Annotated in this window: 24 protein-coding genes and 3 pseudogenes; 9 read left to right on the forward strand and 18 right to left on the reverse strand. The window is 60.4% G+C overall.

Going from position 1 to position 22,498, the window contains the following annotated elements:
- Positions 1-7 precede the first annotated feature (7 nt).
- The 6 genes from secF to rsmA form a co-directional block, all read right to left on the reverse strand.
- On the reverse strand, positions 8-970 hold the full coding sequence (gene secF, locus CPCC7001_RS02985) for a protein translocase subunit SecF (protein WP_006911017.1): 963 nt from the start codon (positions 968-970) through the stop codon (positions 8-10).
- Between the two features lie 15 nt (positions 971-985).
- Positions 986-2,491 (reverse strand): protein translocase subunit SecD, encoded by a 1,506-nt coding sequence (secD, locus tag CPCC7001_RS02990; protein WP_006910547.1) that lies wholly within the window; start codon positions 2,489-2,491, stop codon positions 986-988.
- A gap of 1 nt (position 2,492) precedes the next feature.
- Complete coding sequence (locus tag CPCC7001_RS02995; RefSeq protein WP_006909331.1) at positions 2,493-3,476, reverse strand: pyruvate dehydrogenase complex E1 component subunit beta; 984 nt, start codon at positions 3,474-3,476, stop codon at positions 2,493-2,495.
- A 181-nt stretch (positions 3,477-3,657) separates the two neighbouring features.
- The gene (locus CPCC7001_RS03000; RefSeq protein ID WP_050757175.1) at positions 3,658-3,936 is read right to left on the reverse strand and encodes a DUF3082 domain-containing protein; all 279 of its coding nucleotides are present in this window, start codon (positions 3,934-3,936) and stop codon (positions 3,658-3,660) included.
- Positions 3,937-4,019: 83 nt separating this feature from the next.
- Entirely contained in the window at positions 4,020-4,967 is a 948-nt protein-coding gene (gene ispE / locus CPCC7001_RS03005) for a 4-(cytidine 5'-diphospho)-2-C-methyl-D-erythritol kinase (RefSeq protein WP_006909842.1), read from the reverse strand.
- A complete protein-coding gene (gene rsmA / locus CPCC7001_RS03010; protein WP_043368540.1) occupies positions 4,960-5,802 on the reverse strand; it encodes a 16S rRNA (adenine(1518)-N(6)/adenine(1519)-N(6))-dimethyltransferase RsmA in 843 nt (280 codons plus the stop codon). Before rsmA ends, ispE begins: the two co-directional genes overlap by 8 nt.
- Positions 5,803-5,940: 138 nt before the next feature.
- Between rsmA and CPCC7001_RS03015 the strand changes: the two genes are divergently transcribed.
- Positions 5,941-6,198, forward strand: a complete 258-nt coding sequence (locus CPCC7001_RS03015; RefSeq protein ID WP_006910032.1) for a hypothetical protein — start codon at positions 5,941-5,943, stop codon at positions 6,196-6,198.
- A 4-nt stretch (positions 6,199-6,202) separates the two neighbouring features.
- On the opposite strand, the gene CPCC7001_RS03020 is transcribed toward CPCC7001_RS03015, so the two are convergent.
- Entirely contained in the window at positions 6,203-6,451 is a 249-nt protein-coding gene (locus tag CPCC7001_RS03020) for a hypothetical protein (protein ID WP_006911403.1), read from the reverse strand.
- 418 nt (positions 6,452-6,869) lie between these two features.
- Between CPCC7001_RS03020 and CPCC7001_RS03025 the strand changes: the two genes are divergently transcribed.
- On the forward strand, positions 6,870-7,061 hold the full coding sequence (locus CPCC7001_RS03025) for a hypothetical protein (RefSeq protein ID WP_006910678.1): 192 nt from the start codon (positions 6,870-6,872) through the stop codon (positions 7,059-7,061).
- An 867-nt stretch (positions 7,062-7,928) separates the two neighbouring features.
- On the opposite strand, the gene CPCC7001_RS14735 is transcribed toward CPCC7001_RS03025, so the two are convergent.
- Positions 7,929-9,026: a GIY-YIG nuclease family protein gene (locus tag CPCC7001_RS14735; RefSeq protein WP_083782557.1), complete on the reverse strand. Its 1,098-nt coding sequence runs from the start codon at positions 9,024-9,026 to the stop codon at positions 7,929-7,931.
- A 293-nt stretch (positions 9,027-9,319) separates the two neighbouring features.
- Between CPCC7001_RS14735 and CPCC7001_RS15970 the strand changes: the two genes are divergently transcribed.
- Positions 9,320-9,916, forward strand: coding sequence for a type I restriction endonuclease (locus CPCC7001_RS15970; protein WP_043368546.1), 597 nt, complete (start codon positions 9,320-9,322; stop codon positions 9,914-9,916).
- Here the strand turns inward: CPCC7001_RS15970 and CPCC7001_RS15975 are convergent.
- Positions 9,871-10,002: pseudogene (locus tag CPCC7001_RS15975) on the reverse strand (hypothetical protein); the annotation flags it as partial. The gene CPCC7001_RS15970 and the pseudogene CPCC7001_RS15975 sit on opposite strands and share 46 nt — an antisense overlap.
- A gap of 216 nt (positions 10,003-10,218) precedes the next feature.
- Between CPCC7001_RS15975 and CPCC7001_RS03045 the strand changes: the two are divergent.
- The 3 genes from CPCC7001_RS03045 (at position 10,219) to CPCC7001_RS15980 (ending at position 11,214) form a co-directional block, all read left to right on the forward strand.
- Positions 10,219-10,467, forward strand: a complete 249-nt coding sequence (locus tag CPCC7001_RS03045; protein WP_006909238.1) for a hypothetical protein — start codon at positions 10,219-10,221, stop codon at positions 10,465-10,467.
- Complete coding sequence (locus CPCC7001_RS03050; protein WP_006911631.1) at positions 10,464-10,850, forward strand: hypothetical protein; 387 nt, start codon at positions 10,464-10,466, stop codon at positions 10,848-10,850. The genes CPCC7001_RS03045 and CPCC7001_RS03050 overlap by 4 nt, the downstream gene beginning before the upstream one ends.
- A 238-nt stretch (positions 10,851-11,088) precedes the next feature.
- Complete coding sequence (locus tag CPCC7001_RS15980) at positions 11,089-11,214, forward strand: excalibur calcium-binding domain-containing protein (RefSeq protein WP_156796835.1); 126 nt, start codon at positions 11,089-11,091, stop codon at positions 11,212-11,214.
- A gap of 194 nt (positions 11,215-11,408) precedes the next feature.
- Here the strand turns inward: CPCC7001_RS15980 and CPCC7001_RS14305 are convergent, their stop codons facing one another.
- The 7 genes and pseudogenes from CPCC7001_RS14305 to CPCC7001_RS13930 all read right to left on the reverse strand — a co-directional run bounded on the left by CPCC7001_RS14305 (position 11,409) and on the right by CPCC7001_RS13930 (position 18,523).
- On the reverse strand, positions 11,409-12,125 hold the full coding sequence (locus tag CPCC7001_RS14305) for an HNH endonuclease (protein ID WP_071778253.1): 717 nt from the start codon (positions 12,123-12,125) through the stop codon (positions 11,409-11,411).
- A 99-nt stretch (positions 12,126-12,224) separates the two neighbouring features.
- A complete protein-coding gene (locus CPCC7001_RS14960; protein ID WP_225867159.1) occupies positions 12,225-12,797 on the reverse strand; it encodes a hypothetical protein in 573 nt (190 codons plus the stop codon).
- The gene (locus CPCC7001_RS14965; protein WP_071778254.1) at positions 12,778-13,623 is read right to left on the reverse strand and encodes an endonuclease/exonuclease/phosphatase family protein; all 846 of its coding nucleotides are present in this window, start codon (positions 13,621-13,623) and stop codon (positions 12,778-12,780) included. The genes CPCC7001_RS14960 and CPCC7001_RS14965 overlap by 20 nt, the downstream gene beginning before the upstream one ends.
- Before the next feature lie 872 nt (positions 13,624-14,495).
- Positions 14,496-14,642 (reverse strand): annotated as a pseudogene (locus tag CPCC7001_RS15720) (transposase); the annotation flags it as partial.
- Positions 14,643-14,717: 75 nt separating this feature from the next.
- A pseudogene (locus CPCC7001_RS15725) lies at positions 14,718-14,897 on the reverse strand (integrase core domain-containing protein); the annotation flags it as partial.
- 372 nt (positions 14,898-15,269) lie between these two features.
- Positions 15,270-16,550 (reverse strand): GIY-YIG nuclease family protein, encoded by a 1,281-nt coding sequence (locus tag CPCC7001_RS14740; RefSeq protein ID WP_083782559.1) that lies wholly within the window; start codon positions 16,548-16,550, stop codon positions 15,270-15,272.
- A 488-nt stretch (positions 16,551-17,038) separates the two neighbouring features.
- Entirely contained in the window at positions 17,039-18,523 is a 1,485-nt protein-coding gene (locus CPCC7001_RS13930) for a hypothetical protein (protein WP_156796658.1), read from the reverse strand.
- A gap of 370 nt (positions 18,524-18,893) precedes the next feature.
- Between CPCC7001_RS13930 and CPCC7001_RS03065 the strand changes: the two genes are divergently transcribed.
- The 3 genes from CPCC7001_RS03065 to CPCC7001_RS14325 all read left to right on the forward strand — a co-directional run bounded on the left by CPCC7001_RS03065 (position 18,894) and on the right by CPCC7001_RS14325 (position 21,310).
- Positions 18,894-19,631 carry a hypothetical protein gene (locus CPCC7001_RS03065; RefSeq protein WP_043368548.1) on the forward strand — a complete coding sequence of 246 codons (738 nt, stop codon included), beginning with the start codon at positions 18,894-18,896 and terminating at the stop codon, positions 19,629-19,631.
- 148 nt (positions 19,632-19,779) lie between these two features.
- On the forward strand, positions 19,780-20,364 hold the full coding sequence (locus CPCC7001_RS14320) for a site-specific integrase (protein ID WP_071778255.1): 585 nt from the start codon (positions 19,780-19,782) through the stop codon (positions 20,362-20,364).
- A 334-nt stretch (positions 20,365-20,698) separates the two neighbouring features.
- Complete coding sequence (locus CPCC7001_RS14325; RefSeq protein WP_043368549.1) at positions 20,699-21,310, forward strand: GIY-YIG nuclease family protein; 612 nt, start codon at positions 20,699-20,701, stop codon at positions 21,308-21,310.
- A 42-nt stretch (positions 21,311-21,352) separates the two neighbouring features.
- On the opposite strand, the gene CPCC7001_RS03080 is transcribed toward CPCC7001_RS14325, so the two are convergent.
- On the reverse strand, positions 21,353-22,066 hold the full coding sequence (locus tag CPCC7001_RS03080) for a hypothetical protein (RefSeq protein WP_156796659.1): 714 nt from the start codon (positions 22,064-22,066) through the stop codon (positions 21,353-21,355).
- A 119-nt stretch (positions 22,067-22,185) separates the two neighbouring features.
- Positions 22,186-22,368: a hypothetical protein gene (locus CPCC7001_RS03085; protein ID WP_006910779.1), complete on the reverse strand. Its 183-nt coding sequence runs from the start codon at positions 22,366-22,368 to the stop codon at positions 22,186-22,188.
- Positions 22,369-22,498: the final 130 nt, after the last annotated feature.

Consider the following 22,498-nt stretch of genomic DNA (forward strand, 5'->3'; position numbering starts at 1 on the left):
GGACCGGTCACGACCGCGCCAGCACCGGCAGCAGGGTGGGCGCGATGGCCACGCTGGACCAGGCACCGACCACCACCCCCACGCTCAGGGCCACCGCGAACCAGAAGAGGGTGCTGCCTCCGAACAGGATCAGGGCCAGCAGCGGCAGCAGGGTGGTGAAGCTCGTGTAGAGGGAGCGGGTGAGCGTGGCCGCCACGGCGGCATCCGCCTGCTCGGACAGCGCCAGCTCCGTGAGCTGGACGCGCTTCTCCCGGATCCGATCGAAGATCACCACCGTGTCGTTCACCGAGTAGCCGGCGATGGTGAGCAGGGCCACAGCAAACAGGCTGTTCACCTCCACCCCGCCCAGCAAGCCGAGCCAGGAGAACACCCCGCAGGTGATCAGCACGTCATGGCCGAGGCACAGCAGGGCCAGAAGGGCAAAGAGCCGGTCGTAGCGGATGGTGATGTAGGCCGAGATGCCCACGAAACTCACTGCCAGGGAGATCAGGCTGGCGCGCAGCAGCCGGCTGCCGAGGGTGGGGCCGATCGTCTCCACCGACAGACCGGCCGGATCGGTGGGGCCGATCACCGGGGCCAGACCCTCCACCACCGCCTGGCCCTGTTCAGCGCTGAGGCTGGGCAGCCGCAGCACCACCTGCTGGCCGCCATCCAGCAGCTGCACGGCGGCCCCCCGCAGATTCGGGGGCGCGGCCGCCCCCTCCTCGGCCGGCAGGGGAATGGACGTCAGCCGATCCTCAACTGCTGCAGCCGTCAGGGCCGAACAGCCGCTACCGCAGCTGCGCGCCAACTGGATCTGGGTCCCTCCGGTGAAATCGAGCCCGGGCCGCAGCGGCGCCCGGATCGAAGGGGTCAGCCAGCTGATCGCGATGCCCAGCAGGCTGAGCACCAGGGCGGCGCTCGACAGGGCCCAGAGGGTGCGGCGGCGGCGGTTGACCTGCACACCCAGCAGACGACTCGGAAGGGACATCAGGGCGGGATCGGTTCAGGAGGACGCCGCCGGGAGCTGAACCCGCGGCAGGAAGTAGGTGGGCTGGCGAAGGGCCGGATAGCTCATCAGCAGGCGCAGCAGGGTGCGGGTGCAGGTGAGGGCGCTGAACAGGCTGAGCAGCACGCCGATGCCGAGGGTCACGGCGAAGCCCTTGACGAAGCCGGTGCCGAGGGCGAACAGGGCCACACAGCTGATCAAGGTGGTGAGCTGCCCGTCGAGGATGGAGGAGAAGGCAAGGTTGAAGCCGGTGTCGATCGAGCGGATCAAGGTGTTGCCGCTGCGCAGCTCATCCTTGATGCGCTCGAAGATCAGCACGTTGGCATCCACCGCCATGCCGAGCGAGAGGATGAAGCCGGCGATGCCCGGCAGGGTGAGGGTCACCGGAATCAGGGCATAGAGAGCCAGGTTGAAGAGGGCGTAGAGGCTCAGCGCCACAACTGCCACCACTCCGGCCAGCCGGTACACGAGCACCATGAACACGGCCACCAGGGCCAGCCCGGAGAGGGCCGCCACCAGGCTGGTGCGGATGTTGTCGGCGCCGAGGGAGGGCCCCACGGTGCGCACCTCCACCACCCGCACCGGCAGGGGCAGGGATCCACCACGCAGTTGCACTTCCAGGTCGCGCGCCTCCTCGGCGCTGAAATTGCCTGTGATGCTGGCCGAGCCGCCCGTGATGCCTGCCGCCTGGAACTCGGGACCCACGCTGGCCTCGCTGATGGAGCGCCCATCCAGCACGATCCCGAGCAAGCGGCCGCTGCCGGCGATCTCCTTGGTGAGCCGGGCGAACTGTTCGCCGCCGGTCTGGGTGAAGCTGAGGGTCACCTCCCAGCCGCTGCCGGACTGCTGCTGCTGCCGGCCGGCCGTGACCAGCTCCTTGCCGGTGAAGGCTGCAGGCTCGTAGAGCTCCACGATCCGGGTGTTCACGGTATCCAGCAGCAGCTCGAGCTGATCGGCCTCGCTGGCGCCATCGGGCACCTCCACCCCGAGTTGGCGCAGGGCCGCCGCGAGCTGCTCGGCCGGGAAGCTGGCTTCCGCCACCTCGGGCGGTGTTTCGCCGTTCCCCAGGGCCGCCTGGCGCGCCCGGGCCAGGCCCAGCACCGCCTCGGCCTGACGCTTCAGCTGCAGCAGCCCCTGCATCTCCTGCTCGGTACCGGCCCGCTGGGCGCGGAACTCCAGCAGTGCCGTCGATCCGAGCACCCGGGCGGCACGGCTGGGGTCCTGTTCACCGGGGAGTTGGAGCACCAGCTGGTCAGTGCCCACCGTCTGCAGGGTGGATTCGGCCACACCGAGACCGTTGATGCGCCGCTCCAGCACCTCCTTCACAGCCTCCAGCTGCTCCTGATCGACGCGCTTGATGGCACCGGCCGGCATCACCTGCAGGGTGAGCTGGCTGCCGCCGCGCAGGTCGAGACCGAGCTGGAGCGGAAAGCTCATCAGCAGAGCCCCGGCGGCGATGGCCAGGGCGAGGATGAGGGCGAACCAGCCCTGTTGCCTGGCCATCTCAGAGCGACCCGGCCTTGAGTTGCCGCGCCGCCTCGACGATCTGATGGGGCTGGATGATCGTCAGGTTCTCGAGGGCACCGTTGTAGGGCGTGGGGATGTCCTGGGAGGACAGCCGCACGGGCCTGGCGTCAAGGTCGTCGAAGCAGTGCTCGGTGATCAGGGCCAGCAGCTCGGCGCCGATGCCACCGGTCTTCATGCACTCCTCCACCACGATCACCCGGTGGGTCTTGCGGATCGAGGCGGCGATGGTGGCCATGTCAAACGGCTTGAGGCTGATCAGATCGATCAGCTCCACATCCACCCCTTCGGCCTCGAGCTGCTGCACGGCCTTGAGGCAGTGGTGGCGCATGCGCGAGTAGGTGAGGATGGTGACATCGCGGCCTTCCCGCACCACTTCAGCCTGATCGAGGGCGCAGATGTAGTCGCCGTCGGGAATGTCCTCGCTGAGGTTGTAGAGCAGCACGTGCTCGAAGAAGAGCACGGGGTTGTTGTCCCGGATCGCCGCCTTCATCAGGCCCTTGGCGTTGGTGGGCGTGCTGACCGCCACGATCTTGATGCCCGGCACGGCGTGGAAGTAGGCCTCGAGGCGCTGGCTGTGCTCCGCCCCCAGCTGACGCCCCACGCCCCCCGGGCCACGCACCACGGCGGGGATGGTGAAATTCCCACCGCTGGTGTAACGCAGCATCCCCATGTTGTTGGAGATCTGGTTGAACGCGAGCAGCAGGAAGCCCATGTTCATGCCCTCCACGATCGGCCGCAGGCCGGTCATGGCCGCTCCCACGGCCATCCCCGTGAAGCTGTTTTCGGCGATCGGGGTGTCCAGCACCCGCAGCTCACCGTATTTCTCGTACAGGTCCTTGGTGACCTTGTAGGAGCCGCCGTACTGACCCACGTCCTCCCCCATCACGCACACGTGGGGATCGCGGGCCATCTCCTCGTCGATGGCTTCGCGGAGAGCGTTGAACAGCAGCGTTTCGGCCACGCGTTGGCAAGCACCGAGTGGGCGCCAACCTATCTCAGCCGGGTTGGGCGGGAACGCCTGACCGGGGTGGTGGCGCTCAGCCTCCGGCCGCGAAGGTGCTCAGGATCAGCACCGACAGCAGCATGCCGGGCAGGAGCAGGGTGACAAGGAGTCCCAGGTCGTGGAGAGTCATGGGCCGACCCTAGGTGGGGTCCTCCGGGCTCGCCGGAGTCGGTGCGGATCCCGAAAAAAGGCTGCGCACGAACACCAGCGTGAGCCCCAGGGCGATGAAGCCGAAGCTGAAGGTCGCCAGGAAGGCCATGCCCACGATCAGGGTCTTGAGGGCCGTGGCGATGCTCTGGGCGATGGCCGAGCTGTAATGGGGTGGATGCAGGGCGTAGTAGAGCGCCATGCGGCGGCTCAGACCCAGGCACAACCAGCTCAGCAGACCCGCCGTGAGGGCCCCCGAGAGGAAGCTCAGCGGTCCCTTGCGCGCGGGCGGGCTGTCAGATCCGGGCGCCGGTTGGGACGTCGATGGGGGCGTCGGTGGGGGGAGGGTGTCGCTCACCCCTCCAGGCTGACACCCCGGCCGCGCAGCCGGCAGGCCCAGCTGGCGAAACCGTCCGACTCGATGGCGGCCGCCAGCCCGGCCTGCGCCTCCAGCGCCTGATCCAGGTGTTCGAACAGGGCGAACACGGTGGGGCCCGATCCACTCATGGCCACCGCCAGCGGCTGCTTCAGCCGGCGCAGCAGGGCCAACCCCGCCTGAACGCTGGCCACTTCCGGCTCCACCACCGCTTGGAGGTCGTTGCGCAGGGGCGGAAAGGTCCCGGGAGCCTGCACCCCCTCCCGCAGGGCGAGCAGCAGGGGCGAGCGCCTGAGGGCATCGCGCCGTTGGGCGAAGTCAGCCTCGCTGTGCAGGTAGCTGGCCTGCCGCAGCTCCCGGCAGCGCCCGTAGGCCCAGGGGGTGCTGACACTGGCCTGGGGGTGCTTGAGCAGCAGCACGGCCAGCCCCGCAGCGCCGGCAGCGTCCTGGGGCTCGAGCCGTTCGCCGCGACCGAAGCAGAGCTGGGTGCCTCCCGCCAGGCAGAAGGGCACGTCGGAACCGAGACGGGCGGCCAGCTCGAGCAGCTCCGCTTCAGGCAGTCCGAGCCCCCAGAGGCTGTTCAGCCCCACCAGGGCAGCGGCCCCATCGCTGGAGCCGCCGGCCAGGCCGGCCCCCACGGGGATGCGCTTCTGCAGGTGCATGCGGGCCCCCAGTTCCGGCAATCCCGCCCGGGAGCGCAGCAGGGCGGCCGCTTTCACGATCAGGTTGTCGCCATCCACCGGCAGCCCGGGATCGTCACAGCTGAGGGTGAGGGCGCCGTCGGCCGTGGGGGAGAGCCGCAGCGCATCCACCAGATCGATGCTCTGCATCAGCATCGCCAGCTCGTGAAACCCGTCCTGGCGCTGGCCCAGCACCTCCAGGTGGAGGTTGACCTTGGCGGGAGCCCAGACGATGAGATCAGCCATGGGATTCAGATGACGGGAGCCGTGCGTTGGTGCTGCGATTCAACCCGGCGGCCAGTCGCAGCCAGGCCGCCGGTTCGATCTCCTGCGGACGTTGCTGCAGGTTGATGCCGGCCTCCCTGGCCAGGCCCTGGAGCTCCGGTTCCGGCACGAGCCCGACAAGGCTGTTGCGCAGCATCTTGCGCCGCGCCGCGAAGCTGCGCCGCAGCAACTGCTCGGTGGTCCTGGCCAGGGCGGCCTCCGGCAGGCGTGCGGGGCCATGGGGTTCGATCACGATCACCTCCGACTGCACCTTCGGCGGCGGTTGAAAGCAGCGCGGCGGCACGGCGCAGACACTGCGGCACTCCCCGAGCAGCTGCATCCGCACACTCAGGGCCGAGTAGGACGCGCTGCCGGGGCTGCAACGGATCCGCTCAGCCACCTCCCGTTGCAGCAGCAGCACCAGCCGCCGGTACGGCGGCTGCACCGGATGGTCGAGCCGGCCCACCAACCGCTCCAGCAGTGGCCCGGTGATGTTGTACGGAATGTTGGCCACCACCTTGTCGGCCGGTGGGAGGGCAAGGGTGAGGGCATCGCCCTGGTGCAGCTCGAAGCGGGCATCACGGCCGAAGCGCTGCTGAAGACCGGCCACCAGGTCGCGGTCGAGCTCCACCGCCGCCACCGCCGCCGCGTCACTGGCCAGCAGCCTCTGGGTGAGGGCGCCGCGCCCCGGGCCGATCTCCAGCACCCGCTCGCCCGGTGCCAGCGCCGCGGCGGCCACGATCCGATCCAGCACCGCAGCATCGGTGAGCCAGTGCTGGCCGAAGCGCTTGCGGGCGCGATGGGCGGCGAAGGTCATGGCCGGTGACGTGATCCCCCCAGCCTGCTCCCCGGGCCTGGCGGCAGCTGTTGAAGCCATCACGGCTGCCGCAGGGCGCAGCTGGCGCTAGAGCGGAGTCATCCCTTCAGCCCCAGGCGTGTCGAGCCTGGCCCTGCCGTGTTCCGCTCTCTTCCGCTGGTGCTCCCCCTGCTGGCCGTGGCCCTCACGGCGCCGGCCGCCAGTGCCGGCAGCATCACCTCGTCGTCGGTGTGGGACCGGGACAACGCCCTGCAGCGCGCCCGGGAACAGATGCCTGCCGGGGCAACCGAAACCCGCCACCGCTGTGAGGAGGTGGAGGTGGGCATGAACAACGTTCGCTACCGCTGCACGGTCTGGTACGACGAACCGGCGGCGGCCGACGACCCGGCACCCTGAGGGTTCAGCCCGCCAGACGGATCCAGCGCACCGGCCGTCTGGAGGGGGGCAGGGGCACCAGAGCACAGACCTGCTCCACCGGGGAATTCGCCCACTGGGGATGCTCCTCCAGCCAGCAGGCCCAGGCCCGCTCCAGCCGGATCCGTTTCGCCGCTCCCAGGGCGCCACGGCCCCAGCCGTCCGGGCCGGCGCGGGCGCGCCCCTTCACTTCCACCAGCAGCAGCCGCGGCGGCTTGGCCAGCACCAGATCCACTTCCCCTCACCTGCCTAAGCGAATGGCAGTTCAGGGTCAGTGCCGAACCGTCGATGGCGACCACGCCGCTGCCCCGAGGGCCTATTGCCTGATGCAGCAATGAGACACCGCAGCTACGGGGGCGCCAGCTACAGCCCTGGCGGGCCTATAGCCAGGCTCTGCAGTGGCGTGCAGTCCCTTCCCCGCAGCACCCCGCCACCGGCCTTCACCCTCGCTGTGGTGGTTCCTGGCGCCGTTCCTGCTGCCCGCAGCACTGCTCGCCCTGGTACTTGCCCTGGTGCTGTGGTGCCATCCGGTACCCCCGCCAGAGCGACCACATCCGCTTCTCCGACGGCCTACTACCCGATCCAGCAGCGGTTGCAGCGGCGGCCCTTGCCCTAGCTGCGCTGCTCGTTCGGGTCCCTTGCTCGCCTCTCCCATGGCAGAGTTCCTCGTCTACATCCAGCGCGGCCTCTCGCGGCTCCGCCGGCCCGTCACCACCACCCGGTTGCACCCAGCACCATCGGCCTCCATGGGGCTCGAGGATCTGGCGTGGCTGATCGGCTGCCCCCTCACCGCCCTGGAGCTGACGCGGGTGGCCACCGGCTTCGTCGCCCACGACGGCGCCTAAGCCCGCTGCCGCGAGCTGGAGAGCCTGTACTGGCCCCACCTCGGCAGCGTGCATGTGCACGGCCGGGCCATCGCCGTGTACGCCATCCAGGCCCACGCCTGGCGGCCATTCACGGTGCAGTAGGCCAACATCTGGTGCAACCACTTCTGCCGCCACGGCGTCGAAATCGCCGACGAGTACTGCTACATCCATGAGCAGCTGGAGCGGCACCTCCCCTGGGATGAGCTGCAGCACTTCCGCGCTACCGATTCTGCCGGCCGGGCCGAGATCGTGCAGGAGCACCTCTGGCACAAGCAGGAAATCCACGCCAGGCTCTCAGCAGGTGAGCCACTCAGGCACGACATTCTCGGTCTGGCTGGTGTGGGGTCCCATCTCGGCGCTTCCAGTGCTTCGGAGGGATACCTGGGCTTGTCCAGTGCGCCGGAATCAAACGCTCTTGAAACCGCCAGGAGGCCAGCTGCTGGCAGACCCCAGCACCATCACCATCCAGGCCCAAGTCGCCACCCTGCTGGCATCACCCTTCCCCTCTCTCGAGCGTGTCGAGCTGCAAGAGTAACTGGCAGCAATCCGTGAGGCCGCAGCTGCCGAAAGCGTGGACCACCTTCAGATCGCCGAGGCCCTGAGCAGACTCGGCCAACGCGGTGTGCGCGTGCTGAGCACGAAAGTCCCGGCTGGCCCAACCCCACCGAAGCCATCCGGTTGGACGCATACCTACGGCACCTGCAACCGGGGATCTGCAAACTCGCGGCGGTGGTCCAGATAGGTGGGCTCCCTGGCGAGCAGGTGCACAGACAACACCTGTAAGGGCGAGCTAAGAATGCAAGGAGGATGGCTTACTAGTTGAGCTTGCGAGGAGATTGTCCATACCTACTCCATTGCCAGCATCAATGCAGCCAAATCGGAGTCACTAAGCTGAAACAACTCGCGGTTATTAGCACCCTCAATGCGCTTGTCAGACAATTCCCGGTGGATCCTCCTTTCAATCGCAAGAGCCTGCTCCATGTTTTGTACTCGCATCATACGAAGAGTGACAGCGGGCACTGGCAAGACATTTTGTTCTGCATCTCGGCGATCCGGATTGTTGGTGACGCCCACTTTTAGCCAGCGAGGACCTCCAGGCACGGTCCACTGCTTGAGGTAGACGAATCCGCAGGCAGTTTCGACTTTTGCAGAATTAATACCCTTAAGCAGTCGGTCTGCCAAGCTATTATTAGACTTGGCTGACTTGTGCAGCTTGTCCTCGACATCAGAGGCGGCAGCCTCAGCAGCAAGAATAGCCTCTCGCCGACGATCACGATGTTGCGAGAGTTCCAGCAAGACTACTTCGAGCTTCTCAAGCTTCTTCTGAATTCGTTTGTCTTCAGAATAAATAGGTATCCCTCCCATCTTCTCCGCGTTCTTGTAAGTTAACTCTTTTACCTTATAAGCGAATGCAATGCGATAGTGCAATAGTTCAAGGTCATTCCCAACTCCCTCGACAAGAGATTCATAATTTGGGATGCTCAATAGAAAGATCAGTTCGTGAACAACATTTATAGCTTCAATTGTCTCGTCTAAGGTCAGCTTACTTGGTCTTAGGCGACATGCTTGCTGATAGCGAGATGTAATTGAAGCAGGGCTATAGCCTTGTGTCCAATTGAGAATGCTGCCGCTTAGAGCTAGAGCCCCCTCCTTGCTCTTGAATGCTCGTAGCATGGCTGCATTTCTGTCTTCGACTTCTCGTTCTTCCGGAGAAAGATTGGCACGTCGCTCCTCCTCTTTCTCACGAGCAACACGCTTGGCCTCCTTTTCGTTGGCACGGGCAATCCGGTTGGCCTCTCTTTTATTCTGTTGGGCGGCGCGTCTGGCTTCGCTGTGCTTATCGCGGGCTAGGCGCTTCTGTTCTTTACGGTAACTTACATTGAATCTAAGATCGCTTTTTGCTTCTTCGAGCTTCCGCGCAAGGTATTCATCATCTTCTCTCATTGCCCGGATGCTCCGTTTTAATCGGAAAACGCTTTCAAGCCAGACTGGGCATTGATAGGCACTCACATGGAAGCTTTTTTAGAAATCTTAAGAAGACTCTGGGAAACCAGGATCGACTGGGCGGGGAATTAGGAACCGGCACTCGTGCCATCTTTCATGCCTACCTGCTGGCCTGGGCCGAGGAATCGCAGCCCGACGCCTGGGAGGCGCTGCAGAAGAACCATGGCGCCAGCGCGACAGCCACCCTGCTGAACCGCCTGCGAGCTCAGCTGGATCAGCGCTGCACCCTGGACGTGCTCCGCCATGGCATCGAGCTTCTCGACACCAGGAAGCCGCTGCAGCTGGCCCAGTTCAAGCCGGCCCTGGCCCTCAACCCCAAGATCCTCAGCCGCTACGACGCCAATCGGCTGCGGGTTGTGAGGCAGATGCGTTACCTGACCCACAACGAGCACAGCATCTACCTCGTGCTGTTTCTCAACGGCATCGCGGTGGCAACGCCCAACCTAAAAACCCATTTCAGCCAGTCGATCGACAATGCGGTTGACCAGTACCGCTTCGATCGCAACCACAGGCCCAAAGGGCAGAGACCAGAACCCTTGCTCTCCTTCCCCACTGGTGCCCTGGTGCATTTCGCCGTGAGCACCCGTGAGGTGCGGATGACGTCCAAGCTCCTCGGCCCAGGCACCATCTTCCTTCCCTTCAACCGTGGCGACGACGGCGGCGCCGGCAACCCCCTTGATGCTGAGCGTGGCTACCGCACCGGCTACCTGTGGGAAGAGGTGTGGCAGCGCCACAGCTCCCGCGCCTGTCTGACCGACAGCTCCCGGCGCCAGGCCAGCAGCGCAGGCTCATCCCCCATCGCCCGGCCCCGGATCACTTCCAGGCTGTAGTGCCAGTTCCCCTTCGCGATCCACCGGAACCGCAGCGCCCAGCCGGTCGCCGGGTCGATCAGCCACCACTGCTCACCGCTGTCCATCGACCTCAAGGCCACGATCCCCTACTAGCTAGAAGAGCAATACCAGCGCCTGGGCCAACTCAAACCTCTTTCCCGTCGCCTCCATGCCCGAATGGGCCTTACGGCCGAGGCCCGCTGGGATTGCGCCCCGAACTACACCGGCCCAGCTAACGCCCCACTGAAGCCCTGAAGCGCTGCCATCAGAATGACTACACACCCTCCACCCGCTGCCCCGCCATGGCCGACACCCCCTCAACGCCGCAGCCTGATCTCAACGGTTTTGAGATCCCTGCCGACCTCCTGAAGGCTCGACTGCGTGCCTGGCAAGTTCGGCCTGATGCTGCCCTGAAGATCTACATGGATGGGGATTTTGCCTGTGAGTTCTGCGACTTCTGGGTGCTGGTCAGTAGGGTCGAAAGGCTTGAGATTCAGGTTAACATTGAGGAGCAGAAGATTCCCGTAATCGCTATCCCCTCGCAGCCATGAACAGCACCAGCCGTTACAAAGAAGTTCTAGAGACTGCTTCCCTGGAGGAACGCAAGGTTCTGGCGCTGGAGCGCCAGGCGGCGGCGATGGAGCGCCAGGCGGCGCTGATGGAGGATCAGGCAGCGGTGATGGAGCGCCAGATCCAGATGCTCGGACACATCGCTGACCCCCTGACAGTCGTCGCCGCCGACATCAAGATCGGTTCCCTGCAGTCGAAGTTCGGGCAAATGGAGGCAAGGCGCGAGCGTGGCTATGCAGAAGAAACCGACGCGCAGGCGGAATTCCGAAGGAGCTACATAACGGCTTGCAGGGCCAAAATCGAATCCATCGCTCGGCCGGAGCCTCCCCTTGATCATGTCTCGGCGAAGTACCTGGCTCAGTAGATCCTGAAGCTGGTGCGGGTGCCACCTCCACCGCCCGCCGGATACCACGTCACTCCGTAGCGCACGGCATGCAGGGCATGCTAGCAAGACAGCCGTTAACATTTGAAGAAGTCTGCATAACCCTAACTTGTGTCACCTTTGCCAAACTTGGTCCAACTGCTGGTCTGTCATGGCAAATCTGTTCACAGAGGCCCTCATCCTGATTTGAGCTGTGATCGCCCTGGATGCCGGCCTAGCGATGGCAAATACCTGCAAGCAGTTCCAAAGCTGTGAGGAGGCTATAGCGCTCTTTAGGGCAGGCAGCACTAAGCTGGATCGAGATAATGACGGCATGCCGTGCGAATCATTCCGTGGCCCGAACTAACAGTAAGTCACACGTTGGCAGGAACATGCCTAGATGTGTAGTCCACCACGTTGTTAAGCTGACAGGTAGGCGTGAGTCATTACCTATTGAGTCACCGTATAGCGCGTTCTATCACCTGACCGCAATGATCAATTGCTCACGAGTTCTCCGCGGGAATGGCATCATGACGGCGGCGGCTCATGTAGATGACACGGTTAGAAAGTCTTCTTAAGCAGTGACTTTAACTCGGAAACCGAGGGCCAATCACGTCCACGATGAAGCATTCTGTGACAGTTTGCACAAACGATGGCCAAATCACTCATGCGCGTCTTCTCACCGGGCATGAGCTTGCTGATTGGCTTTGTATGGTGACATTCAGCAAACCCATGTCCGTGTTCGCCATACATCTGTTGGAAGTCGAAGCTGCAGACTTCGCAGGCTAACCTGCCAGTCTTGCTAAGAACATCTGTCTTCTTCTTCTTGATCAAGGCCGCATTTCGCTCTCTAGCTTGATGGATCCGTGTCAGGACTCTGCCTTCTGGTGCTTCGGTCTCCTCACCGTAGTAAGGGCCACTATTAGCGGCTTCACCAGACTCAACTGTTCTCCTAATCGCGTTGGCGGTTGCCTGAAGCCGTTTGAGGTCCGCCGAAAATGTGCTCCACACCTCCTCTTCAAGGTGGGATCCTCGTTTAAGCCCTGCGCCTTTGTAGCTTGGATCGAAACGCAAGAAGTTGCTTAACTTCATTCCTACTCCATTAGGATTCCTGAAATCCTCACCAAGCTCGCCTACTTCATGGATTGGGAGTGAGTTGAGGACGTTACTCAACTCCAACACGCCTGGATGCGTCTTACTTCCTCGGGCTGAAGGCTCTCGAAAGTACAGATCCAACGCCAAGACTAGTTCGTCACGAGTCCAGTCAGGTTTGCTCATGGTTTTCTTATTTCGTTCTGTCTAACGCTCAAGATCAGCGGCGGTCATGCTCTATGACATTGAACAACCAGCATTGCTCCCGTCCGCTGTATCTTGTTGTTATCCCGATACGTCTTCCTCATAGTCGCCTTTGTGGCGGGTATCCGTCTCCTGGGAACTTTGTTCTGATCTTTCAATCATTTCAGCACATTCATCGACTGCAAGTAGGCTCAAGATAATACTCTTTGTAGACCCGAGGTTAAATGCTTCAGCCAACTTGCTTCTAAATTCTGAGGGTGTTTCGGCTACCCACTGATTTACCTCAAAACTCTCTAATGTTTTGAGGGCCTGACTCGCCGCAGATATTCCAAATCTGCTGTCTCGTTTTGGGTACTCTTTTTTAAAGATATTCGGCAAGTCCTCTTCAAATGGTTGCAAACGAGCGGGATATGGCAAGCCAGGTCGCATGACAATTGAAAGAAGAGATGCAGTCCGGTTGGTAGGAATGTGTTTGACATGAACAAATATCATGTCATTGCCGGAGTTCGACTGGCCTGTCTGCATGACCAAGTCGAGTAAGCCTTCGCTATTGGTTTTCCACTCATTACAAGCATCCAATAGAATATTCATGGGTGAGGCTGTGTCGCTCAGTTCGAGACCGCTTGGCCAATAGCTAGGCATTGCTTTGTTCACGTAGTGTTAGCAGGATAGGCAGATGGTCCGAGAAATGGCAAGAATTCGGTCGACCATATGTGTCGAGTAGAGCGTAAGTGCCGGCTGTTGACAAGATCTCCACGCTTTCAAATAAATGCACAACTGAATGGCTCAGTATAACTTGGTCTAACATGTTCCATCCATACGGCCCCTGATTACTGGTGTCGTATGTGGTTCCTGGCGGACCAGGCGTACGGTCCCCGAATAAACTCCACATTGGATTATAGTAAAAGTCATAGTCACGGCCAAGGTGACGACGCGATCCTGATGCAACGCATCTTATTGTCATCATTGCATTGAGTCCAGGAGCGAGGTTCATGCCTCGGTCATATGGATTCATGTTGAAGTCCCCTATCAGGATCACTCTATTTGTCTCTTGCTGCTCTTTGACTAGCTGTATCTCTGATGCTAGAGACTGGGCAAATGACTGCCGGGTTTCAGGATCATAATTTCTCATGTCTACACCATGCACAAATGCCATCAGCGCAAATTGCTCCGAAAGCCAAGCCTTCCGAACACTAGTTCGAAATCCAGAATGAACTTCAGAGAAGTCCAAGCTCGGACTTCTGCAAAAGCAATGAAACCGATTGATCTTCCTTGTTGCACTTGGCATGTAGAATGCCGTCGATATCCTATCCTGAAGTGCCGAAAGGGTATATTCGCAATCAACCTCATTTTCATTCAGGACAATCACATCGGCATTGGTTTCAGCTGCGATTGAGCAGACCTGGTCGGTCAAGTCAGACTTGTTGACGTTCCAAAAAACGATCTTCACAAGACCCTTCGGTTCTGCCGTTTGGTGCATGTTAAGAGTTCAAGCCTTGAAAGCGGGATAACTAGTCATTGGACGGTTTCGTGAACCAATCTAACTGGGGCTGCCGCTTCCGATAACCACACGACGATGATCCCAGGTACCACGGGCAAAGCAGTGTGGCGTAAAGCATCAGGCGCATGATCAACCCAGTGTAGGAGTGGTTCGCGGGTCCGATAACCACCTGTTCCAACCGATACACAAGGCCTGGTCGCGCATGCAGGCAGACCAGGGTGTTTCGCAAGCCGAAGTGTTGAAGATTTGGCCTGCCGTCCCGTCGATCGTCTTGGATTGATCGCGGTAACCGGTGAGCTGCTGGCCGGGATCCGACCTGATCGAGCGCAGCCGCAGCCGCTTCACCGCGGAAGCAGTCCGCCACGAGCTTCAGCGCTGCCGCAGGGCCATAGCCCCTGGGAATGGCTGCGGAGTGCTCCAGCGTCAGGCCCTTAGACTTCCATGCCCGGAAGCCGCCGCGCATGTTCGTCACCCGCGTGAGCCAGTTCCTTTGCAGCTGTTGTGTGGCCAGTGCTGAGTCGCTGCTGAGTGGCAGAGTGAGGTGGGTGCCTTTTAATGATCAGCTTTGGCCCCTGACATCGTTAGCCCTGGGCGGGGGGAACAGGGTTGGATTTCAGTGTAAACCTCATTGGGGGTTCTGCCTGCCAGAGAGCTGTGCGGCCTTACATGGCAGTACCTCCATCAAGATCAACCAGGGTTATCGCTTCCATGGCGACCCTGGCCTTGAACTCGGGGCTGTGGGTGCGGCGCTTGCTCATCGGTGGGAGCCCCCTTTAGGGGCGCTGCCCTGCCTCAGTGTGTAACGATGGGGGCTGTCCAGAAAAGTCAGTCCACCTCAATCGCTTGTGCCTGAACAACTTGAGGAGGTTGTGCGTGGCAGTGATCAGATGCCACTCGCCGTTCACTTTCTCCAGGCCGCGCAACAGAAAGCGCCGCAGGCCACGCCCTTCCTTGATCTGCCCGTTCACCGGCTCCACGATCGCCTTGCGCTGTGCGTAGATGTTGTGTTTCACCAAGCTGTTCAGGCGAGCAGCTCGGCGAGCCATTGCTGAAGTGAGCGCCAGCCCAGGGCCGAGTGCCGAGTGCTTTCTGAGCCGGTTATAGATCGGCAAGTAGCGGGGCAGCCAGCGGTTCCGTTCATCGGAGTTCTGGTACGGCATGGCGTAGGCCCACTCCCGACACAGCGTCAGGATGAACCGCTCAGCCTTGCCGTTGGTCCTGGGCGTGTAGGGCCTGGTGCGGATGATGCGGATCATGGGTTGGTGGATCGCACGTCAACCCGTAACGGCCTCACACCCCCTTGTCACTGAACGACCTGCTGTGACAGAGAACCTAGGGCATGACATTCCGGAACTCGGAGGAGCCCAACCGCTGGCTGCCTCGGTACCTGGGGATTTATAACCGGCACAGGAATCACTCGGCCCTCGGTTGTCGTTCACTTCAGCAGCGGCTCCGCGAGCTGCTCTGCTGACCAACGTGGCGAGACACAACATCTAACTACCCAGGAGCACTCTGAAGGAATGCACCAGGAAAGGGGAACACTCCCACGCGGCTGCACATTATCGGTCTACCGCACCCTGGAAAGAATGATCGCCATCATTCTCTGCTTATCGCTTCCAGCAAACTTAATGGGGTGCTGACAGGGCTTCATTGTAGTCTAGGCGCGCATTAATTCCCTCCATGGCATTAACAAGGGCAGCTAGCTGCTGATCGCTTAATGAAAACAGCTCTCGGTTGCTTGCATTGCAGATCCTAAGATCAGCAAGTACGCATTGAAATGCTTGCTCTATAGCGCGAGCATGGTCCATTGAAGGGAGCCTAATCAACCTTAACGTGATGGCTGGCACTGGCAGAACATTCTGCTCTGAATCCCGCCGTTGGGGGTCATTCGTGATGCCAATCTTGTACCATCGTGTCCCATCACTCAGTCCCCAGGTTTTAAGATAGATATACCCGTTGCACCCGTCTAGTGCCTGGCAAGCTGCAGCCGCAAGAGAAGTAGCTAGTGCGGCATCAGCCTGGCCATCGGCCTTGATGTCTAGAGTAAGTCTATCCTTTGCTCTGGCTGCTTCTAGATAATCATGTATTCGATTATCAATTATATGCTCCAGCACTTCTAATCGTAATTGCCACTTTTCTCTGCGCCTCTGGCTTGCCCGTGTCTCAGCGAATGGAGGCTTACTGCTCGACTCGGAAGCGGGGCGTGTAAGGGAATATATGGCTAAGTACTTAAACAGGTCCTGTAGACCAAGTGATTGGGGCTTGCCCAAGAGGGCTAACACAACCCGTGGGTTCTCATCAAGCTCTTTTGCATAGAGCCTTGCAGTCTTGCGCCACTTGTGTAAGGCCTCTTGAGCAGCAAGGAAATTAAGACTCTTCCTCCTCTCTTCTTCCTTCTTTCTCCGCTCCTCTCTCTTCTCCCTACGCCTCCCACGGTCTATGTCGCGGCTACGCTCAATTTCTTTTGCTGCTTTATAGGAGGTATTCTTTGGCAGGCCGAGTTGCTCTACAAGATAGTGCCTCCTGTCTTCTTGAGTCTGCCGTTCGCGAACTCTCCGCTTCTCGCCGAGCTCAGCCGCCTTTTGCTCCTTACGGATAAGTTCTTCCTCCTTCCGTCTGATTAGCGCCGTTAGCCTAGTCAGGGCATTTGGTGTATGTCTAGCTAGTTCTTCTTGGATGACAATGGATGAATCAGGCAAGCTAGTAGCATGATTAAACTCAGGCTCTTGACTGCGGAGAATTGCAAGAAGGGCAAGAGCGCGAGCATCGCTGATGCTTGCTGTTCGCTTAATGATATCAAGCAGTCTCTTATTCTTGCTATAAATACCTGGGTCTCTAGTGGGAAACAGCACAAGCCTGAGCATTCTAAGCTGCGACACCTTATCCTTGGACGTGAGGTCAGTCATTGCTTGCCATCCACATACGTGAAAGCACCCTGTTACAACATAGAGCACTGAGGGAGATAATGGTTGCACTTAGTCTGTGTGACACCATGGTCAGCGGGCCTGTCAAGATGCCGAGAGGTTTGCTCGTGTATGTGCTTATCCCGCAATCTGCACTTCGGTGGAAGTTGCCTCGCGAGGGCAGGAAGCCAGCGAGATGAAGATACTAGGACAAAGCTATGAGAGCAGCATGCAATCATCAGCATTAGAGGCGGGCACCAGCTTAGATATTCTAATTGTTTTGAACAGGGCTTATTGATTGTGGCTGATGCGGCGGTCTGCCGCTCAATGTGGGCTTGTTGAGTTGACCAAGTGTGCCCCATCTGCTCAAGTTCAAAGCCACCGTCTCACTGGATAGTATGACTGGTGGTCAGTACTTCTGGAGGAGCCTCACCAACTAGGAGGCTGACTGTCCAAGGCCTGTAACCATCAGTCGGCCTTGACGCGAGTTCTTAATAGATACGAAAGCTCGTAGTAGCGCTTTCGCTTCGATTACTGCCTGCATACCAGCACACGCCATAGCGAACTGCATCGAGGGCATGATCGATTGCGCCATCAGCAATCGTCTCCGGGTCACGAGGATGACGCGGGATGCTCGGTACGGTTGCCTCGAATCCCTCGCATACAGGAGACCAGAGAAGCCAGGGTTGCGTCTCGTCCCGTCTCGCGGCATGCATCCGATTGCGCAGCATCTGCAGCCCCGCCATCACAGGCGTCTTCATTTTCTGGGCTCTCGCCAGGGTGACTCCCGCCGCTCGGAATTCCTGAGCGATGCTGCCGCTGATGTGACCATTAGAGTTCCACATCGCATCATCCGCCAGGATCCTGACGTCACCTCGCTCTAGCCCCCAGCGCTGCAACCACTCGATCATCGCTGCGGCTTGCTCGCTTGATGGAAGACACGACCCCCTAGCCCAGTCCCGCCTCCCACTGACATTTGATGAGCACAGGTACAGCTCATCGGCGAGCAGCAGGGTGCCCTTCGGCGCGTCGATACCGGGCGGATTGGGGACAACGAGGTAAGCGACTGTGGGAGCGGCGTAGCCGTGATCCATCACGACAAACGGTCTAGGTCTGTGCCCGCGCAGATAGATTTCGCCAGGGTTGATCGCGTGACGACAACGGTTCGGGCTCCAGCAGCTGGCGAAGAAAGCTCCGCCCAGATCCGTGTCCCACCTGCCTTCAAGCAGCGCCGCCAGCATGGCCGGATCGCCACCGGACACGATCTCCACGTTTCGCTTGTACTGCTGCCAATCCACGTGCGGGTTGATCGAGGCGTTGGCAGTAAGGAAGATGCAGTGCTTCTCGTACTCCTCGCTCCAGAAACGCCTGGGCTTCATCGGCTCCGGTAGCCCTGCTGGTGCAGCGAATCGTTCCTTTAACCAGTGGTGGCCGGGACCGCCTGGGTTGGCGAGGAAGATCACGCGGGTGGGGACACCCGCCGGGCCGCGCAGCACCCCCTGCAACTGGTCGTAGAAGTCTGGTGTTGGCTGTGTGCCGGCTTCGTCATGGATCGCGCAGATCTTCGAGCGTCCCTGCAGGCGATTCAATGCACGGATCTGCTCCAGGGGTGAGGCGCTGGTGTAGGCCAGCTCGACCGTGCCAAAGGGTGCGCTCCTGCCACCAATTCGGAAGGTGTTTTCTCCAGCGTTCCACGTCGTCCCTGGGTAAGCCTGGGTTAGGTAGCGATAAAGCAGAGTCTGCAGCTCCTGCAGGGCCTGAAACGTACTGCGGGTAATAAGGCAGTGATAGTTCTCTTTCAGGATCTGTGCATCCCGTAGAACCAGCAGCACAATGCCGAATGTCTTCCCCGTTGCCTTCGCCGTCGCAACTACCAGCACATCATTCAGAGGTGCGTCCAGCATCACTTGCTGTAATGGGTTCGGCATCAATGCCTGGAGCCTTTCAGGCCTCTCTACTTCGATCGCGGAAGACATGCGCGGGCCAGACTTGAATTCCTGGCTCAATTCTATAGGGGCTGAGAATCGTAGTGACTCCAGAATCAAACCTCTGCCCCCCCTGTTGGATTTGGGTGTGGGTTGCGCCTGGGGTGAGCGTGTAGATGTATGTTACGGCAATTATTCCTTATGCGTCAGGAGGAGACTCCTCCCCCTATTCGTGGATTTGCTACTGTACCCCCTGTTCACAGAGAGAAGGCATTCTGCGGTAGAATGCATGGACAGATAAAGCATTGCCAACCGCATTAAAGCCTCCGTATCTGGCAACTGCCCATCTAGGCCCGCGTGGCTGTAGGTGGGCTTCAGGGCGCGCGAATGACTCCTACATCCCTCGCGCGCCCATCAACCCATGACAACACTTAGCACGGCGCCGCCTATCGCGGGGTCGATGATCGACGTTGACGATTTGATTGACTGCGGCAGTGTGAGCACTGGCACGCTCCGCTCCTCCGATCTGGCGGATGCGCTGCTGGGAGAGATTGACCGCCTTGGTCTGGCCACTCACGCACCAGACGCCCTGATCCATGCTGCCCAAGCGCTGGCCTGCTTCTCATCTCCGACTGTCGAGGATCTGCCCGACAACATGGCGGAGACAGCCGGCGAGACAGTCTCAGACATGATCGACTGGCTGAACGACCATGCACCAGACGGATGGTGTTTGCAGACCCTTGAAGGTGACGGCGCTGATCTGTTGTGGCAGCCAGTGACTCTCCGGGCGCAGCTACAAGCAGCCGGCAGCCCTTGGGTTCAGTCCGAATGGGACAAGCGCAGCCAGAATGATGCCATCGACGACATCATTGAGCGGTTCGACGATTGCCCAGAAGCGCTGCAGGACTTCGACATCTCGGACTGGGTGAACGTGGCGGAGTGCTACACAGGGACGCTACTCAGGCGATGGGAGCTGCAAGAGCAAAGCATCCGGGCTCTATTTGACGACTACTGCGACCAGTTGGGCTGCACCAGTGCGCTTGAAGCGCTGGATGGTCAGACCATCGAAGACCCGGACGACTTCACCGCCGCCTACGTCAACCTGGCGATGACATGGGGTGCGCAATGTCTGCTGCGGGAGATTGATCCTGACCACTGATCGCGCCATCTTCTGCCCCTGTCACCCCTTTGCTGATGGGGGCTTCTTAGTTGATGCTGACTTGACGTTTTGCAGAGCTGCCTACGGGTAGGAAGAAGGCCCATCAGTACAGCCCACTTGACGTTCCTTGAGAAACGACCATCCAGCGATGCCGAAGACCAATGGCGCCGGGCAGGCCACCACGCTCAGCCCCGGACAACTTGACCAGCTCCTTGCCGCTGCACCATCACCAGATCACCGCTGCCTGTGGGCCGTGATGAGGTACACGGGATCGAGGGTGAGTGAAACGTTGAAGCTGACCTGGGGCGCCATCCATTCCGACCGCCTGGTGTTCGTTGCCAGCACCACGAAGACCCGCACCACACGCGAACCACGGATCAGCCCTCAGCTGGCTGCAGAGCTTCACAGCTTCCGATCTGAATGGATCAGGCGATGGGGGCGCGAGTGCCGAACAGGAGATCACCTGTTCGCATCTCGGTTCGGACCTTCGGAGCACCTGAGCCGTGCAGCCGCGGACCTCGCCCTGCGTCAGACCATCGCTCGAATCGACGTGCCCTCAGGCTGCAGCCTGCACACCTTCCGTCGGTCGTTCGCCACGACTGCAGCGCAGAACGGGGCTGCACTGGAGACGATCCGCCGTTTCACGGGCCACAAGAGCCTGGATCAGCTCAGCCGCTACATCGACGTCACATCCAGAGACGAGGAAGCTCTGTTTGCGGCCATCGCCGGCTGAATGGGCCACTGAGGGGCGGTGAAGCCCCGCAAAGCCCCCAGGTGCGCTCTGAGAGGGACGCAGAAAGCCGGTGATGGTAGCCGACGAGGTGGAGAAGTGAATCAGCTGAGGCCCCCTCTGTGGGGGCCTGGGCTGATGGTCCCGTGGGATTCCTGCTTGGATGGCATGGCCACCTGCTTATGGGCGACTAGCTCTTCCGACGAGATACCCAGAGGGAGTCAGGCGCACCGCACATGCAAGTTGCGACAGCCACATTGGCAGGTTTTGGCCAAGTGATGATTTTTGCTAGGGTGCAGCCGCTTGATGCTGCCTTCGAGTATCTGGTCTCTTTTCAATGAACATCGTCTACGTCCTTAGCAATCCTGCAATGCCTGGCCTTGTGAAGATTGGCAAGACCAACACGACCGTGGAGGAAAGGATGGCAAGTTTGAATGGCACAAGCATTCCATTCCCTTTTGAGTGCGAGTACGCTTGCACTGTCAGTGAGGGTCAGGATGTAGAGGCGGCACTCCACTTTGCATTTGGCGACCATCGGGTGAATCCTAATCGGGAGTTCTTTGAGCTCATGCCAGAGCGAGTAGTTGCTGTGCTGAAGCTTCTTGCTTTGGAAGACGTAACGCCCAGTGTCTCAGCCGAGCTTCAGGCTGACCCAACAGACAAAGCGGCGGCGGAAAGGTTCACACGCAAACGTCGCCCACCCCTGAACTTCCATGAGATGGGCCTCGCCAATGGAGCGGTTCTGACCTGGGATCGTGACCCATCGATAAGTGCCACTGTCTGTGGTCCAAAGCGTGTTGCGTACAACGGGGAGGAGTTGGCAATCAGTCGTCTAACAGGCGACTTGTTTGGCTCCAGTAATTATGTAAATCCTGGCCCGTACTGGAATGTAGGAGGCCGCCTACTAAGGGACATCTACAACGACACTTATGACCCCATTGACGAGTGACCGAATCTGTTTCATTTCAGGAGTCATCGAGCCATTTCGAGCCTAGTCCATTCCACTAGCATTATCCAATTGAGACTTCTCTCCCGAATTCTCTGGCATTGCTTTGACCGCCCCATCCGCGATGGCTTGAGCCTCGCTCCACCGAGACTCAAATGCTGGGCCATCAGAAGGGCTACTGAGAACAATCGTGGTCTGTTGAGTGCTCCCACCACCTTCAATCGGCCCATCTAGCAATCCCAGCAACCGCGCAGCACGATCCAGGCAGCGGCCCGCCTCACCGATCAGCTTGGCGTCCATGGGCTTGATGGTCACGCTCTCGCTTCCGTCGGCTCCGCGCTGCACGATGCGCTGACCATTCTGGCGCTGCTCTTCGACTTCGGAGAGCAAGTGGTTCAGCAGGATGCGATGGCCGTTGAGTAGCTGCGAGCGAGCAATGGACGTGTCATCCATCAGCGGCACGCCATCGGGTGCCGCCTGGCAGTCCCGCCAGGCTGTGGCTTGCGAGATGCCAAGTTGCTCAGCAATAGCGCGGAAGCTGTAGCCCCGCATGCGAAGCGCCCAGACGCTTTGCATGCGGTCCATGGTTTTGACGCTCAGACCGTATTCATCCTTGTCAGATTGGAGTGTGCGCGTCGTTCCGCGAACGCGCTTCAAAGCAGAACTACCTTTCACCCTTGTATCCGCCATAGACACATTCTGCCGCATGAGTGCAAGTGTGGTGCAGGTCAGGCGGTGTCGGCAGGAGTCGATGATCACCTCAAGGGTTCGCGATCCACAAGGGCCCGTGAAGCTCATGTGGCAGGTGTTGGGGGCAGTGAGGGTATTCGCCAACAATGAGGTAAGGCGTGCGTGCGTCCGAAGTAGCAGCTTGGCTATCAGGCGAAAGGGTCGGGCTCTTCGCGCCCCTGGTGCTGCCGTTCCCAGATGCGGTAGGCGCCGGCCTCCATGGCAGCCGCAGGGTTACGGCTGATCCGCTGCTCGCGGCGGGTATCGGCTTCACGGTCTGGCGATTCGTATTCAGGATCGTCGTCGGGCTCTGGCTGGGCCAGGGCTTGCACGCGTGGGGGTACACGCAGAGTGTCCTTCCACCCAAGGGAGAAGGTGGGGGCGGATACTCCCCCGCGCGGGGGTACGGGAAAGGTGTCCTTACCGTCCTGAACCGTTCCATCACTGGGATCTTGAGCGCAG

The sequence above is a fragment of the Cyanobium sp. PCC 7001 genome (genome assembly GCF_000155635.1).
Lineage (GTDB): Bacteria > Cyanobacteriota > Cyanobacteriia > PCC-6307 > Cyanobiaceae > NIES-981.